This window comes from Pseudomonas sp. NPDC096950, from assembly GCF_044762525.1.
Taxonomy (GTDB): domain Bacteria; phylum Pseudomonadota; class Gammaproteobacteria; order Pseudomonadales; family Pseudomonadaceae; genus Aquipseudomonas.
Genome location: NZ_JBIWEL010000039.1, coordinates 1 through 14,601, shown reverse-complemented (window position 1 = coordinate 14,601; position 14,601 = coordinate 1). Strand labels below are relative to the sequence as shown.

Here is a 14,601-nt window from a genome sequence, read left to right as displayed (position 1 = left end):
AAAGGAATCGAAATGGCCGACGAAAAAGACGGAACCGACCTCCCATCCCCCGAAGCCGATCAACCTACCGATACCAGTCGCCGCCGCTTCCTTGGCGGTGTGGCCGTATTGGGTGTCGGAGCAACCCTGAGTGCTTGCGGCACTAAAAGTGATGACTCTGGCAAACCGGTCGAACGCCCGCTGACGCCTACTGAGCTGGACAAAGCCCTGCACGAAAACGTGAAGAACGTCGTGGTGATCTACGGCGAAAACCGCAGCTTCAACAACCTGTTTGCGGATTTCCCGGGGATCGAGAAACCGCTGTCGGCGCTCAAGCCGGATGACTTTCAGCAGCGGGACCGCGACGGCAATCTGTTGTCGACCCTGCCGCCGGTGTGGGGTGGTTTGAACCAGGTCGGCCCGCAAACCCTCGACGGTGTGATCTACCCCGCCGGCACGCAATTTCAGGAACACTTGCCCAACGCGCCGTTCGCCCTCAAAGGCCCGCAAGGTGAAGACTTGCCGTTGAGCCTGGTGACCCGCGATTTGTGGCATGTGTTCTACCAGAACCAGATGCAGATCAACGGCGGCAAGAATGACCGCTTTGTGGCCTGGGCCGATTCCGGGGCCTTGACCATGGGTCATTACACCCAGACCCGCTATTCATTGCGTCTGTGGGATGTCGCCAAGGAGTTTGTGCTCTGCGACAACTTTTTCCAGGGAGCTTTCGGTGGCTCGTACCTGAACCATCAATACTTGATCAGCGCTCAGGTGCCGTTCTACCCGGACGCCGCGAACTCGATCGCCAAACCCAATATCGCCACGCTGCAAAGCGATGACCCGACCGACAATCGCCTCAAGCCATTGGACGCCTCGCCCGCCAGCGCCATGACCGGCCCGCCGCAGTTCGGTCCAAGCCTGCTGACCCCGGATGGCTACGCGGTGAACACCATGGCGCCGCCGTATTGGCCCACGTGGATCCGCGACCCGGAGCGCCCGGATTACGCCAAGCCGTTGCCTAGCGTCCTGGTCCCCCAAACCCACGAGCACATCGGCGACAAGCTCTCGAAAAAGAACGTCGACTGGGCCTGGTACGGCGGTGCATGGCAAGCCACGATCGACGAGTACAAGGATTCGGGCGCCATTCCGAAAATCCCCAACTTCCAGTACCACCACCAGCCGTTCAACTACTTCAAGCGCCAAGGCCCGGAAAACCCGGCCGAGCGTGCCAAGCGTCTGCGCGATGGTGGGCTGGGTGACGAGTCGAGCACCAACAAATTCCTCGCCGATGCCGAGGCTGGCAAGCTGCCGGCGGTGACGTTCTACAAACCCCAGGGCAACCTGAACATGCACGCCGGTTACGCCGACATTGCCTCGGGCGACCGGCATATCGTGCGGGCGTTGAAAGTGCTGCAGCAAAGCCCGCAATGGGAAAACATGGTGGTGGTGATCACCGTCGACGAGAACGGCGGTTGGTGGGATCACGTTGCGCCACCTAAAGGCGATCGCTGGGGCCCGGGGACGCGAATCCCGGCACTGGTGATTTCACCGTTTTCGCGCAAGGGCACGGTGGATCACACGGTGTATGACACCGCCTCGATCCTGCGGCTGATCACCCGCACCTTTCAACTGGAAACTCTCGATGGGATCAAAATGCGCGATGACGCGATGATTGCCCGAGGGCAGAAGCCGATGGGGGATTTGACCAATGCGCTGCACTTTCCGGCGTGATTGATTGAGGATCAAAACATCGCAGCCAGCGGCAGTTCCTACAGGGAAATGCCATTGGCTGCGATTTTTTGCTCGGGTACTGGACCGCTCGACACATCTGGTTTCAGTATGTACCCGCCCCCGCCTACGTGGGCCCACGCTGAAAAGGATCTGAGCATGTTCAAACTCGCAGGACTTACCCTCGCGGCCCTCACCCTGAGTGCCGCCGCCCACGCCGATGTCGATCTCAAGCTGGGCAGCACTGAACGCGTCACCCGCCTCTTCGCTTACCCCAACAACTGCAACGTGATCTGCTTTCGCAACTGGACGCTGGAGCAAACCGTCGAGCATTACCTGACCCAGAGCGTACAGCGCGACGGTTACAGCGCCGCGAAAGTCCGGGTCAAGACCGATAACCATCAGCTCTACGCGGAAATCACTGGTGTGCCCAAGGGGTATGACAAACCCCTGGCGGCCTTGCTCGATGCCGGGGATCTGGCCTACAACGGCGCCAAGAAACTCAACATTGATGGCAAGTGGGCTTATAGCTGGTATCTGTTCCTGCCATTGGGCATGGCCCTGGAAAACCGCAAAAGCGTCGAGTTGCTGCACTTCCCGCCGGATTACTCGCTGACCCAGGCCCAGGATTATCTGCGATCCGCCACCACCGATCGCTGGGCCACGCTGCTGGTCGACAACGGCATTCCGACCGCCCAGACACCGGGCTACCAGACCATCATCGACATCGCGCCGATTGCCGCACCGGCCAGCGCCGGCAAGGATCTGGAAGGCGTATACGACTACTTCAAGGACTACCAGACCACCATGGTCAAGGAAGTCAGCCAGAACGCCAAAGGCGCTGCGTTGCCGATGGTCGCGTTTGGCGCGCCGGTGCGTAACTGGATCAAGCAGCAATACGGGGCGACCGTGGGTGTGCTGGGCCTGGCGACGATCAGCCCGAGTGCCGGGGTGAAAGTGCCGGTGCTGGGTTCCAACCACCCGAGCTACATCTGGTATGCCGCCGATCCGGAGACTTACACCGGACCTGATGCACAAGCCAAGGCAGATGCCGCCGGCCTGACCGTCATGGGCCAGGATTTGAGCGCCGCCTGCTGGCAGGCGGGAATGGGCAGCAAACCGGGTAGCGATCCGGCGGCCCAGCTGAAAAGCTGCACCCAAACCTGGCAAGTGACTCAGAAAGAAAAAACCTGCGAGCTGTTCTACACCTCGATCCGCAACCTGACGCCGGCCGACGCCGCAGCCAAGTGCGCAACGCCTCCGGTCAAGTCGCAGCTGCAACAGCTGCAAGCCCCGGCCCCCGCGCCTGCGGTTCCCGCACCACACCTCTGAAACGATAAAGGCCTTTTGCGCGCGATGCGCAAAAGGCCTTTTTCACAGGGTTTACAACGCCCCGACCGGACGCAAGCGATACTGCGGCGGCAGTTGCTCGAAACCGCTGATGGTCGCGTTCAAGCTCTTCCAGCGACCGTCCTTGATGCCGTAGATGCAACCGTGGATCGACAGGCTCTGCCCGCGATGCCAGGCGTTTTGCACAATGCTGGTGTGCCCGACGTTCGCCACTTGCTGGATCACGTTGAGCTCGCAGAGGCGATCGACCTGTTCTTCTTCGGTCGGCAGCTTGGCCAGTTCTTCGCGCTTCTCATAATAAAGATCACGAATCGAACGCAGCCAGCCATCGATCAGGCCCAACTGGCGGTCCTGCATCGACGCACGCACGCCGCCGCAGCCGTAGTGGCCGGTGACCAGGATGTGTTTGACCTTGAGCACGTCCACCGCGTACTGAATCACCGACAGGCAATTGAGGTCGGTGTGCAGCACCACGTTGGCCACGTTACGGTGCACAAACAGGTCGCCGGGCAGCATGCCAACGATCTCGTTCGCCGGCACCCGCGCATCGGAGCAGCCGATCCACAGGTATTCCGGGGTTTGCTGGCGGGCCAGTTTGGCGAAGAAATCAGGATCTTCTTTGGTGATCGCGTCAGCCCAGCGCTCGTTGTTATCAATCAGATCTTGTAATTCGTTCATGCAATGAAGCCTCAAGAATGATGCGCAGGTTTGACAGACGACCGTCCGTCGAGGTCACGCGCATGATGCAGATAGCCTAAATGTCTGTGATCGGCTTCCCATGCCGGTGGAATTCTCGCACGCCCAGTGGGTCCACCCTAGTAAGGCCCACAGTATGAGGAATTGCCATGACTGAATCACGACGTCCGTACGATGCGGTGCAACCCGAGCCCATCGACGACAACGAAGACCGCATGGGTTCGATGCATGAGCTGGATTTCGACGAGGAAGAACCCAGCGCCAAAATCGGTGACGAGCTGCCGGAAAACGAGCGCGAACGCCTGATGCCCCGTGAACGCGTGCGCGAAGCCGGCATGACCGGGGCCTCGACCGACGACCATGAGTCTACCGATGATGACATGAGCCCGGAAACCCTGATCCATGAAGACGGCGCGCGGGATGCCCATGAAGCCGGTGAAGGCAATCAGGCGGATTGGGACCTGAGTATTGTCGATGAAGACGACATTGGCGGCGGCAATGGGCTGGATGAGGCGGAGTTGGCGAAGCGTGATCCGATAGACGGGAATCGTTGATTATCGGAGCCTGAATAAGACCCCTTCGCGAGCAAGCCCGCTCCCACAGCGGATCTGAGCCGTACACAAATGCCGTGTTCGACATAAATCCACTGTGGGAGCGGGCTTGCTCGCGAAGCTTTTAAAAAAGATCAGTCAACCAAAGTGCAGGCCATGACCACGGCATCTTCCCGCCCGCCCACCGCCGGATAATAATCCCGACGCCGGCCAATCTCGTTAAACCCATACCGTTCATACAACTTGAACGCGCCACGGTTGCTGTCACGCACTTCCAGGAAACATTCCCGCGCCTTGGCGTCATACGCCCGGGACATCAAATGCTCGAGCAACGTCAAACCCAGGCCTCGGCCCTGATTTTCCGGTTTGACCGTGATGTTCAGCAGGTGCGCTTCATCAAGAATGATCTGCACCACGCCGTGGCCGACCTGCTGCGAGCCTTCGAACATCAGCCAGATCTGGTACTTGCCCAGGCCGTCGAGAAAAATCCCGCGGGTCCACGGGTGGCTATAAGCCGCGTATTCGATCTTCAGTACAGCGTCCAGGTCCGCCTCGGTCATTGGGCGGAACGATACAGCGTCACTCATTTGATTCTTTCCAACGCGCCATCAGCCGACGCATGGCTTGCCAGACATCAGCCTTACGCTGTGGCTCTTCCATTAGGAGTTCCAGGCCCGGCAGGGCCCAGACCGAGCCCAGGCCTTCGACCTGGAGTTCACGGTTGAACGATTCGGCGTTGGCCTCGCCGGCAAACCGCACCGCCGGCAGGCCGATCAGCCACAGGCAGACGCACGGTGCATCTTCGAGCCGGGCCGAGAGAAAACCTTGCACGAAGTCCCGAGCCGCTTCCGGCCCCTGGTCCATCGTGCCCCGGGTCAACAGCGGCCAGCGCACCGGTTCGCCGACGATTTGCGGGCTGTCCGGCAGACCGGCGGCGCGCAGCATGTCCTTGAGCAACATGTACGCGGGGTCGCGGGTCTGGAAAGTTTCGCCTGTGGGTAACTCCACCAGCAGCAGGCAACGCCCGGCCCGCAGCAATTGCAGGGCGAAACGCGGCGGCGGCACGACTGGCGCCTTGATCGCGACCGTTGCGGCCTCTTCTTCGACCTTGGCCCCCGAACGCGTGCTGGCCAGCGATGGGCGCGGCACCTCGATTTTCACCCGCTCGGCTGGTTTGACCAGCGGCTCCACGGGCGTTTCAGCCACGGCAGCCGGCAGCACTGGCGCAACGACCAACGGCTCGGGCGCTTCCAGCAGTTCTGGCCGCGAGGGCGCAGCAAAGGGCAATTCGGTGCGCGGCAGCCAGTTGACCACCTGCATGGCGGTCAAATAAGCGCGGCGACGGGACTCGATAAGCAAAGGTCAGCCACTTGTGGATAACTAATAGTGCGGTGATTCTACCGCCCTTCGCTCAAGATCGCCCGCTGTTGATCGATAGAAAGCAGACTGTCCGTCCCGCGAGTGAATCGCGATGGGCGTGATGCAGTACAATCGCTGCTTTTATTCGACAACCAGCCGGCCATCCCGATGATCGAACCCAAGCGCGTCTTGCGCGCCCTCGCTGAACACTGGGCACTTCTGGAGCCACTGTGCGAGCACTTCGACCAAGGCACTTTGAGCCTCAACGAACTGCGTTCACAGTTGGCCGCCCAGCAACTGGACAGTACACCGCAGGACATCACCAGCCTGCTGGACGTGTGGATCCGCCTCGACATTCTGGTACCCGTGGCGAAAAGCCCGAACCGTTTCGAGCTCAATGCGCAGATCCACGACTTCCTCGCCTACCTGCGCCGTGAGCACCGTCTGGGCCTGTGCCTGGAAATCGAAGCCTATCTGCGCCACCTCGAGCGCCTGGCCGGTTATATCCAGGACGCCTTCGACATCCGCGACGGCCACGACCTGGCGCGCCAGCTGCGCTTGCTCGACATGCGCGTGCGCGACGTTCTGAAGAAACTCGCCAACGACGAACAGGCCCTGGTGGCCGTCGCCGAACGCGCGAAGACCAGCGACCGGCAGATTCCGTTGCGTCAGCGTTACGCAGAAGTACTCGCGACCTGGGACGAATACGTCGAACCAATGATTCAGTTGGTGAACGCCGACGGCGCCTTCGAGCAAGGCGTGCGCAAGGTCGAGAACGTGCTGCTGAAGATGCTCACCGAACAGCAGCGCCTCGGCCATCTGGTCGACGATGACATGCTGCTGCGCACCCACGCGCGCATCCTCGAAATGCAGACCAGCGCCCAACTGACCTTGCGTCACGCCCGGGAACTGCTGCTGCCGCTGCGTGAAGAAGCTCGTCGCCACAACGCCGTGACCCGTGGTGCGGCGCTGGCCCTGTCGGCGATCCGTCGTAAAGGCATCGACGCGGTGCCGCAAGCCGCCATGCCAATGTTCACCCGGCCGCAAAGTACCTTTCTCGGCAGCGCCAGTCAGGTCGAAGCCTACGTGTATGCCCTGGCCCGTTTCGAACCGAAACCGGCACGCTTCCCCAAGGCCCACAAGACCCAGAAAGGCGAAGCCCCGCGCGCGCCACGCACGGTTCGGGAAATGCTCGAACGCTGTGAAGACGCCCTGCCGATGCCGGACCTGATGACCTGGTTGCTGGAGCAAGAACCGAACGGCGCCACCGACGAATTGCTGTACTGGTTCTCGCGCCTTTCGCGGGAAAAACGCTTCACCCGCGAGCGTCTGGAACGCCGCGATTACCACACTCATGAGCATCAGGTCAGCCTGCGCTCCTTCGCCCTGCTCTCGGCCCGCGACACCGCCGCCGAGGATTCTGCGAGCACCCCACATGCATCTTGATCTAAACGAACTGTCCCAGCTGGCGCCGATCTTTCGCGAGCTGTTCAAGGGCTATCACGTCAGCCGCCGCGATCCGGAGCTGTACGCGCAACTGTCGAATTTCCAGGACCAGTACCGCACGCTGTTCAAGGCGTTGGGCTTTGAACTGGTCTGCGATACCCGTGGTTTCTACTACTTCGTGCCGGACCTCGCGGCGGCGGCGGTGAACAAGACTGCGCAGCGTCTGGCGCTGTTCACCTTCATCCTTGTCGAGCACCTGGCCGACCAGGGCCGCGACCCGGTCGCCGTGCTCGACGGTGGCAGCCTTGGCCGCGATGAACTGCCGTCGTTGCTGGAGAAGTACCGCGACCTGTTTATCCAGGCCGAAGTACAGACCGTCGAAGAGCTCGAAGAAAAAATCATGCGCCGCATGACCCAGCTCGGTTTCGCCGGCGAAGAAAACGGCATCTACCGTTTCCTGCCGCCAATGCACCGTTTCCTCGACGTCTGCCTGTCGGTCCAACAGGACCGCGATCTGGCGGCCAGCCTGCACAGCGTGTTGCCATTGCCGGTGCCAGTGTTGATCGATGACGACAGCGACGAAAAGCTGCTGCAAACCGATGACCCGCTGGATCTCAGAGAATTTGAGGTAGAGAGCGAAGAAGAAAGCGAAGAAGACGCCATGGCCCGCGCCATTGCCGAAGAACAGGAGACCGACGCATGAGCAAGGAACGCTACGGCATTCGCCGCTTCGCCCTTTTGAACACCGCCGGTTACAGCCTCGGGCTGTTTCCGCTGGAAGAGCCGCTGTCGGTCTACGGCGCGAACAACCTCGGTAAATCCGCATCGATCAACGCGTTGCAGTTCCCGATCCTGGCGCGTATGTCGGACATGAGTTTCGGCAAGTACAGCCTGGAACAATCCCGGCGTTTCTACTTTGCCTCGGACACCAGTTACATCCTGGTCGAAGTCTCGTTGCCCCACGGCCCGCACGTGATCGGCGTGGTCGGTCGCGGCCCGGGCGGTGGTTTTGGTCACCAGTTCTTTGCCTACGCCGGCAAACTCGATCTGGCCCACTACCAGAAAAACGACACCTGCCTGCGCCAGAAAGAGCTGTTCACCAACCTTGAACGCGAAGGCCTGAAAGCCTACGAACTCAAGCCGGATGAACTGCGGCGTTTGCTGGTCGGCGGTCACACCTCGATTCCGCTGGACCTGACGCTGATCCCGCTGCGCTCCACCAGCGAACAGAGCCTGAAGACCTTCCGTGCACTGTTCATCAACCTGCTGCACATGCGCGAAATCACTGCGGCCAAGCTCAAGCAACTGTTCCTCGATGCCTTCGAACACAGCCTGCGTTCCGGCAGTGTCGATTACATCGCCGCGTGCGAAGAAGCCTTCCGCGATGTACGACGCATGGAGCAGGACTACAACTCGCTGGTCACCGCCGGCCCGTTGGTTGAAGCACTGGCCTCGGGCGTTACCCAGCGCAACATCCTGCGCGGCAAGTTGCATCGCATCTCGCCGCTGCTGGATTCGTTGCTCGGTACCTGGTCGGACTACGCGAGCGCGCGCAAGGAAGAGCTGACCATCCAGGCCGAGCACTACCGCAGCGAGCAGGACGCCCTGCAAAACGATCAGCGCGGCGGCACTCAGGAACTGATGCGTCTGGAGCGGGAAATCACCGGCATCCAGCGCTGGCTCGGCGAGTTGTCGGTGCTCAAGCATCGCTTCGCGTTGGTCACTGACGTCAAAGTCCTTGAGCAGCAATTGCTGGCCGCCAAGGATGCCCACGATGAACTGGCCGGTGCGCTGGCCCAGTCCCGGCAGTTCAGCGCCGAAGACCTCGACGAACGTCTGCGGGATCTGGAAAAACGCCTGAAGTCGGTGAAGCAGCAACTCGATCACGCCGACAACAACAGCTACGCCCGTCTGCGTGAAGAGTTCTCGCAACAGGATGTCGAACGCTTGATGCGCCTGTTCAACAGCGCGCTGTTCAGCCTGCCGCTGGGCGAGCACGGCATTACGCTGGACGAGGACGGCCAGTGGGTCAAATCCCTGGAACTGATCCTCGATGGCTTCAAGGGCGAGCGTTTCGAAGTGCCGGGCCTGGCCATCGACATCTCGCACATTGAGCCGCCGGCCCTGCAAGCCCTGGCTGACCGCGCCGCGTTGCGCGATCAGAAAGAGCGCCTGGAAAAAGAACTCAAGCAACTGAAAACCCAAGCCGCCGTGGTCGCTGACCGCGCGGCGAGCAAGACCCAGACCGAGGCGCTGTACCAGCAAGTGCTGGATGCGCAGAAAGCCCTGGAAGATTTCCGTCGTGCACAAACCTTGAGCGCCGAGGAAGACGACAAGCTTGAGCAATTGGCGCAGATGGAAGCGGCGCAGGAAGAGTTGAAGCGTTCCAGCGATGCTTTCACCGAACGCGTCCAGCAACTGTCGGCCAAGCTGCAACTGGTCGGCCGGCAGATCGGCGACATGGAAGCCAAGCAACGCACCCTCGACGACGCGTTGCGCCGCCGTCAGTTGTTGCCGGCAGACCTGCCGTTCGGCACGCCGTTCATGGACCCGATCGACGATTCCATGGACAACCTGCTCCCGCTGCTCAACGACTATCAGGACAGCTGGCAGGGCTTGCAGCGCAGCGATGGCCAGATCGAGGCGCTGTATGCGCAGGTTCGCCTCAAGGGCGTGGCCAAGTTCGACAGCGAAGACGATATGGAGCGTCGCCTGCAATTGCTGATCAACGCCTATGCGCACCGCACCGACGAAGCGCTGACCCTCGGCAAGGCACGTCGTGCGGCCGTGACGGACATCGCCCGGACCCTGCGCAACATCCGCAGCGACTACGACAGCCTCGAGCATCAACTGGCGCTGTTCAACCGCGAGATCAACAAACGTCAGGTGTCCAACCTGCAGAGCTTCCGCATCGTGCTCGCGCCGAACAAGGAAGCCCTCAAGCACATTGACCAGATCATCCACAGCGCCGGCCAGTACGAAGAAGGCGAAACCCTTTCCGTGTTCGACCTGAGCCAAAGCGCCGATCAGGACAACAAGAACGAAGAAGCCAAGGAATACCTGGCGCGGCTGGTGGCGGCGAACCACAACCAGCTCGGCCTCAAGGACTTGTTCGAGCTGGCGTTCGAGATCACCAAGGTCAACGGCCAACCGGTGATCCACACCGACATCGACGGCGCGGCCTCCAACGGCACCACCATGACCATCAAGGCGCTGACCAACATGTACTTGTTGCTGCACTTGATGGACCGCGACCAGGCCGGTCGCGTGCGCCTGCCGTACTACCTCGATGAAGCGGCGGACATCGACGAGAAGAACCAGGCTGCATTGCTGGAAACCAGCCTGCAACTGGGCTTCGTGCCGATCCTGGCGAGCGTGAAGCCGCAGGTCTGCGCCAGTGTGGCGATTGACCTGGAAGGCGGTAGCGGGCCGAACGGGATCTACATCGACGAGGCGGACTGGAAGTACATTCGTCGGCATGATGAAGTGAAGGCGACGGTGAATGTTGACGCAGATGAGCCGGAGTTGGATGCGGTTTAGGTTGAACCGCTAGATATGAAAAAGGCCGCGATCCATTGGATTGCGGCCTTTTTTATTGAAGGTTTTTCAGTGGCTTTGAGGGCCTCTTCGCGAGCAAGCCCGCTCCCACATTTTGATCACATTCTCATGAGAGAACACGGTCACCTGTGGGAGCGGGCTTGCTCGCGAAGGCGTCAACAGACGCCGCGGGACTATTTGCCGAGTGAAATCTTCGGCGCCCAAGTCAGCCATTCATCTTCAAACTTATCGAACAACGGGAACGTCTGTTCAGGCCTAGCTGGAGTACCCATTCGCTCGCCATCCGGTGTGGCAAAAGCAATGCCGCCCTGAATCAGCGTCTCCAGCGATTCGGTCCGCACCGTCGCGCCTTTGAACAAACCGAAGTCCAGGCCAAAACCACTGGTGTTCCAGAACCGTGTGCCGCTGCGCAGCAATGGCGCGTACTTCGGTTCGATCAGGATGTGCACCAACACACGATCCGCTGTCGAACCCAACTCATAGCCAGTCACCTTGCCGACGGTGATTTCACGATAGGTCACCGGCACACCGGTTTTCAGCGAACCACGGCGAGCGGCGCTTAACACCAGGCTCAAACCAGCCTCAACCTTGGCGGATTCCGGCGGGTTGGCCAGCGCCACGAAGTTCTTCTGCGGGCCGAGGTTTTTCGCCGCCGGTTGCACTTCGATGTACTGACCGGTGACCAACGTTTCGAGGTTCGAAGTCTTGATCAGCCCCAGCTCAGGCTTGACCACCCAGAACTGGCTGCCCACCCGGGCAATGCGCTCCGGCACTTCGGTAATCCGCGCGGTCAGCATCACCGACTGCAAATCATCCGTGAGGTCGACGTCTTCGATCTTGCCGACGTCCAGGCCTTTGAAGCGGATTGGCGTGCCGGTGCGCAACCCGTCGGCACGATCAACCTTGATGGTGACCACCGCGCCTTTCTGGTTCGCTTCGTCATGACTCGGGAACAGACGGAAACGCGGGATCTTCTTCTGCAACGGTGCCTTGGCTTCCGGGGTTTCGAAGGCGATACCGCCGGCCATCAGGCTTTGCAGCGACTCACTCTTGACCTGAATGCCGCCGGTCAAACCACCGCTGAGGGTGATGCCGCTGGCGTTCCAGAACCGCGACGAGGCGTTGACCAGGCCCTCGTATTCCTTCTCGATGTGAACGCCAATCACCAATTGTTTCTTGGTCTTGGAGAACTGATAACTCTGGACCGAACCCACCTTGACCTGCTTGTAGAGCACCGGGCTGCCTACTTCCAGGGAGCCGAGGTTCTCGGTGAACAACACCATGTGCAGGCCCGGGGAACGCAAGTCCAGCGGCGGCGCCTTCGCCCGCGCGACAAACTCGCGCTGCGGCGCACTGCCCTTGTCGCCGGGACGAATCGCGATGTAGTTACCTTTGACCAGGGCTTCCAGACCGGTGATGCCCGCCAGGGAAATCGACGGCTTGACCACCCAGAATTGCGTGCCGGTGACCAGGTAATCCTCGGCCAGTGGGTCCAGCGTTAATTCGGCGGTGGCGGCAGACAAGTCTGGATCAATCTTCAGCGCTTTCAGGTTGCCGACCTGGATGCCTTTGTACATCACGGGCGTGCGGCCAGCCTGCAGACCTTCGAAGTCACTGAGTTTGACCTTGACCCGAATACCGGCAGCGGCTGCGTCGAAGTCTTCATAGAGACGGAACGGCAGGCTTGGATCGGTGGGCGGGCTGTCCTTGCGGTTTTCCGGCGTGGCAAACGCGATACCGCCAGCGACGATGCTGGCCAGGGACTCGCTGCGTATTTTCACCCCAGACAGATTGGCGTCGATGCTGATGCCGCTGGAGTTCCAGAAACGCGTGTGTTTGCGTACCAGGCTGGCGTAAGTGGGCTCGATAAAGACTTTGAGCTCGACGGTGCTTTGGTCTTCGGACAGGAGATAGCTTTTGACCTGGCCGACCTTGATCTGCTTGTAGAACACCGGGCTGCCACGGTTCAACGAACCGAGACGATCAGCCTTGATGGTCAGGTGCAGACCGGGCTTGGAGTCCGACAGTGGCGGTTCTTCGGCCAGGGCCTTGAACTTGCGGGTCGGTTCGCCTTCACCGGGGCTGACGGCGACATAATTGCCTGACACCAGGGTCTCAAGACCGGTAATACCCGCCAGGCTCACGCTCGGCTTGACCAGCCAGAAACGGGTGCTGGTCTTGAGGTATTGCTCCACGTCCTTGTTCATCTCGATGGTGGCGATCACCCCTTTGGAGCTGCCTTCGTCATCGAGCTTGAGGGTCTTCACCTTACCGACCGACATGCCTTTGTAGACCACTTCGGTCTTGTTGGCCTGAATGCCTTCGCCGCTTTCGAAGCGCACCTGAATCTCGATGCCTGTTTCGTTATAGGCACGCCAGCCGAGCCATCCACCGATGATCAGGGCGATCAGTGGCAGGACCCAGATAGCTGACCAGTTCGAGGCCGGTCGGGTTTTTGCTGTAGGCAAATCAGTCATGGTCGTCGTCCGACTCCGTGTTATCCCAAATCAGTCGGGGATCGAAAGTAACTGCGGCAAGCATCGTCAGAATCACCACACTGGCGAAGGCGATGGCGCCAAGATTGGCTTCGACGCTGGCAAGCCGTCCGAAATTCACGACCGCCACCAGGATGGCGATCACAAAGATATCCAGCATCGACCAGCGGCCGATGAACTCGATAAAGCGGTACATCACAATCCGTTGGCGTGCCGACAGCGGTTGGCGACGTTGCACTGAAAACAGCAGCAACGCGATGCCCACCAATTTGAACGTGGGGACCAGAATGCTGGCGATAAAAACCACGGCCGCGATGGGAATCATGCCGTGCTGAACCAGTTGGATCACACCGGACATGATGGTGCTGGGATCGCCCTTGCCCAGGGAACTGACGGTCATGATCGGCAGCACATTGGCCGGGATGTAGAGAATCGCGGCGGTGACCAGCAACGCCCAGGTGCGCATCAAGCTGTTCGGACGACGGGCATGGACCAGCGCACCGCAACGGGTGCAAACCTGCTCATCGGTGTCAGCTTCCTGCTTGTTCAACTCGTGACACTCGATACAAATCAGAATGCCTGCATCAATCGCCCGCATGGGCATCTTCTCCTGACAAAGCCTGCCAGATCTGGTGAGGCGACATGACAACCTCCAACCACACCTGGACCAACAACAAACTGATAAAGCACGCCAGGCCAAGACCGACGGTGATGGCTGCCATATCTGCCAGCTTGACGATCGCGACCAACACACCCATGAGGTAAACCTCGAGCATTCCCCAATCCCGAAGATGGTGGTAAACGCGGTAGAGCAACAAACCGTAGCTGCGCCCGATATCGAAACGAATGCTCAGTAGCACCAGCAGCTGACAGAGCAACTTGAGCAGCGGGATCCCCATGCTGCACAAGAACACAACGACCGCTACACCTTGCATGCCGGTATTGAACAGGCCGACAACGCCGGTCCAGACAGTGTCTTGCGACGATTGCCCGAGTAGATTGAGCTGCATGATGGGTAAAAAGTTCGCCGGGATGTACAACAACAGTGCGGCGATGACCAAGGCGAGGCTGCGTTGAACCACGTTATGCCGGTGGGCATAGAGTTCGTAGCCACAGCGCGGACATAGGGCTTTCTCGCCACGGGCGAGTTCGGGCTTGCGCATCAGCAGGTCGCACTCATGACACGCCACCAAGTCGTCCAGCGGTAAATCTGACAGCCCGGGGGCGTCAACCGAATCTGGCATAAAAGGCTCTTGCTCCGAAAAAGATGGGCCTATTCTAGTGTTCTGGATCGAAAATAACTGTGCAAATTTGTGCTGCTGGCGGAGCGCACTTTCCTGCGGGCAAAAACAAAACCCCTACCTGCATACGCAGATAGGGGTTTCGGAATTTAATCTTGACGATGACCTACTCTCACATGGGGAAACCCCACACTACCA

Annotated in this window: 12 protein-coding genes; 6 read left to right on the top strand and 6 right to left on the bottom strand. The window is 60.1% G+C overall.

The genetic code is table 11. The features are described from left to right. Positions 1-12: 12 nt before the first annotated feature. Both ACIQY3_RS33095 and ACIQY3_RS33090 read left to right on the top strand, forming a co-directional pair. Complete coding sequence (locus tag ACIQY3_RS33095) at positions 13-1,710, top strand: acid phosphatase (protein WP_403028638.1); 1,698 nt, start codon at positions 13-15, stop codon at positions 1,708-1,710. Between the two features lie 156 nt (positions 1,711-1,866). Continuing rightward, entirely contained in the window at positions 1,867-3,039 is a 1,173-nt protein-coding gene (locus ACIQY3_RS33090; protein WP_403028636.1) for a hypothetical protein, read from the top strand. Positions 3,040-3,090: 51 nt separating this feature from the next. On the opposite strand, the gene can is transcribed toward ACIQY3_RS33090, so the two are convergent. Then, the gene (gene can / locus ACIQY3_RS33085) at positions 3,091-3,735 is read right to left on the bottom strand and encodes a carbonate dehydratase (protein ID WP_213942135.1); all 645 of its coding nucleotides are present in this window, start codon (positions 3,733-3,735) and stop codon (positions 3,091-3,093) included. Positions 3,736-3,902: 167 nt separating this feature from the next. Here can and ACIQY3_RS33080 point away from each other — a divergent pair, with 167 nt between their 5' ends. Then, complete coding sequence (locus tag ACIQY3_RS33080) at positions 3,903-4,307, top strand: hypothetical protein (protein WP_054045743.1); 405 nt, start codon at positions 3,903-3,905, stop codon at positions 4,305-4,307. Positions 4,308-4,438: 131 nt separating this feature from the next. On the opposite strand, the gene rimI is transcribed toward ACIQY3_RS33080, so the two are convergent. Next, positions 4,439-4,891: a ribosomal protein S18-alanine N-acetyltransferase gene (rimI, locus tag ACIQY3_RS33075; RefSeq protein ID WP_403028632.1), complete on the bottom strand. Its 453-nt coding sequence runs from the start codon at positions 4,889-4,891 to the stop codon at positions 4,439-4,441. After that, positions 4,884-5,624, bottom strand: a complete 741-nt coding sequence (locus ACIQY3_RS33070) for an energy transducer TonB (protein WP_403028691.1) — start codon at positions 5,622-5,624, stop codon at positions 4,884-4,886. Before ACIQY3_RS33070 ends, rimI begins: the two co-directional genes overlap by 8 nt. A 207-nt stretch (positions 5,625-5,831) precedes the next feature. Here ACIQY3_RS33070 and mksB point away from each other — a divergent pair, with 207 nt between their 5' ends. Genes mksB through mksF form a run of 3 tightly spaced genes read left to right on the top strand, consistent with a single transcriptional unit; the run spans position 5,832 to position 10,649 of the window. Continuing rightward, positions 5,832-7,109, top strand: a complete 1,278-nt coding sequence (mksB, locus tag ACIQY3_RS33065) for an Mks condensin complex protein MksB (protein WP_054045789.1) — start codon at positions 5,832-5,834, stop codon at positions 7,107-7,109. Then, positions 7,099-7,812 carry an Mks condensin complex protein MksE gene (mksE, locus tag ACIQY3_RS33060; protein WP_403028629.1) on the top strand — a complete coding sequence of 238 codons (714 nt, stop codon included), beginning with the start codon at positions 7,099-7,101 and terminating at the stop codon, positions 7,810-7,812. The genes mksB and mksE overlap by 11 nt, the downstream gene beginning before the upstream one ends. Beyond that, on the top strand, positions 7,809-10,649 hold the full coding sequence (gene mksF / locus ACIQY3_RS33055) for an Mks condensin complex protein MksF (protein WP_265040921.1): 2,841 nt from the start codon (positions 7,809-7,811) through the stop codon (positions 10,647-10,649). The genes mksE and mksF overlap by 4 nt, the downstream gene beginning before the upstream one ends. Before the next feature lie 191 nt (positions 10,650-10,840). Here mksF and ACIQY3_RS33050 read toward each other — a convergent pair whose 3' ends face one another. Genes ACIQY3_RS33050 through ACIQY3_RS33040 form a run of 3 tightly spaced genes read right to left on the bottom strand, consistent with a single transcriptional unit; the run spans position 10,841 to position 14,406 of the window. Continuing rightward, positions 10,841-13,144, bottom strand: coding sequence for an intermembrane transport protein PqiB (locus tag ACIQY3_RS33050; protein WP_403028626.1), 2,304 nt, complete (start codon positions 13,142-13,144; stop codon positions 10,841-10,843). Further along, a complete protein-coding gene (locus tag ACIQY3_RS33045; protein ID WP_123514509.1) occupies positions 13,137-13,760 on the bottom strand; it encodes a paraquat-inducible protein A in 624 nt (207 codons plus the stop codon). The genes ACIQY3_RS33050 and ACIQY3_RS33045 overlap by 8 nt, the downstream gene beginning before the upstream one ends. Further along, positions 13,747-14,406, bottom strand: coding sequence for a paraquat-inducible protein A (locus ACIQY3_RS33040; RefSeq protein ID WP_403028623.1), 660 nt, complete (start codon positions 14,404-14,406; stop codon positions 13,747-13,749). Before ACIQY3_RS33040 ends, ACIQY3_RS33045 begins: the two co-directional genes overlap by 14 nt. Between the last annotated feature and the right edge of the window lie 195 nt (positions 14,407-14,601).

Coding starts and splice junctions, on each gene's coding strand:
- ACIQY3_RS33070 (WP_403028691.1), bottom strand. CDS start 5,624: ATGCAGGTGGTCAACTGGCTGCCGCGCACCGAATTGCCCTTTGCTGCG.
- ACIQY3_RS33045 (WP_123514509.1), bottom strand. CDS start 13,760: ATGCGGGCGATTGATGCAGGCATTCTGATTTGTATCGAGTGTCACGAG.
- mksB (WP_054045789.1), top strand. CDS start 5,832: ATGATCGAACCCAAGCGCGTCTTGCGCGCCCTCGCTGAACACTGGGCA.
- mksF (WP_265040921.1), top strand. CDS start 7,809: ATGAGCAAGGAACGCTACGGCATTCGCCGCTTCGCCCTTTTGAACACC.
- ACIQY3_RS33090 (WP_403028636.1), top strand. CDS start 1,867: ATGTTCAAACTCGCAGGACTTACCCTCGCGGCCCTCACCCTGAGTGCC.
- ACIQY3_RS33050 (WP_403028626.1), bottom strand. CDS start 13,144: ATGACTGATTTGCCTACAGCAAAAACCCGACCGGCCTCGAACTGGTCA.
- rimI (WP_403028632.1), bottom strand. CDS start 4,891: ATGAGTGACGCTGTATCGTTCCGCCCAATGACCGAGGCGGACCTGGAC.
- ACIQY3_RS33040 (WP_403028623.1), bottom strand. CDS start 14,406: ATGCCAGATTCGGTTGACGCCCCCGGGCTGTCAGATTTACCGCTGGAC.
- ACIQY3_RS33080 (WP_054045743.1), top strand. CDS start 3,903: ATGACTGAATCACGACGTCCGTACGATGCGGTGCAACCCGAGCCCATC.
- ACIQY3_RS33095 (WP_403028638.1), top strand. CDS start 13: ATGGCCGACGAAAAAGACGGAACCGACCTCCCATCCCCCGAAGCCGAT.
- mksE (WP_403028629.1), top strand. CDS start 7,099: ATGCATCTTGATCTAAACGAACTGTCCCAGCTGGCGCCGATCTTTCGC.
- can (WP_213942135.1), bottom strand. CDS start 3,735: ATGAACGAATTACAAGATCTGATTGATAACAACGAGCGCTGGGCTGAC.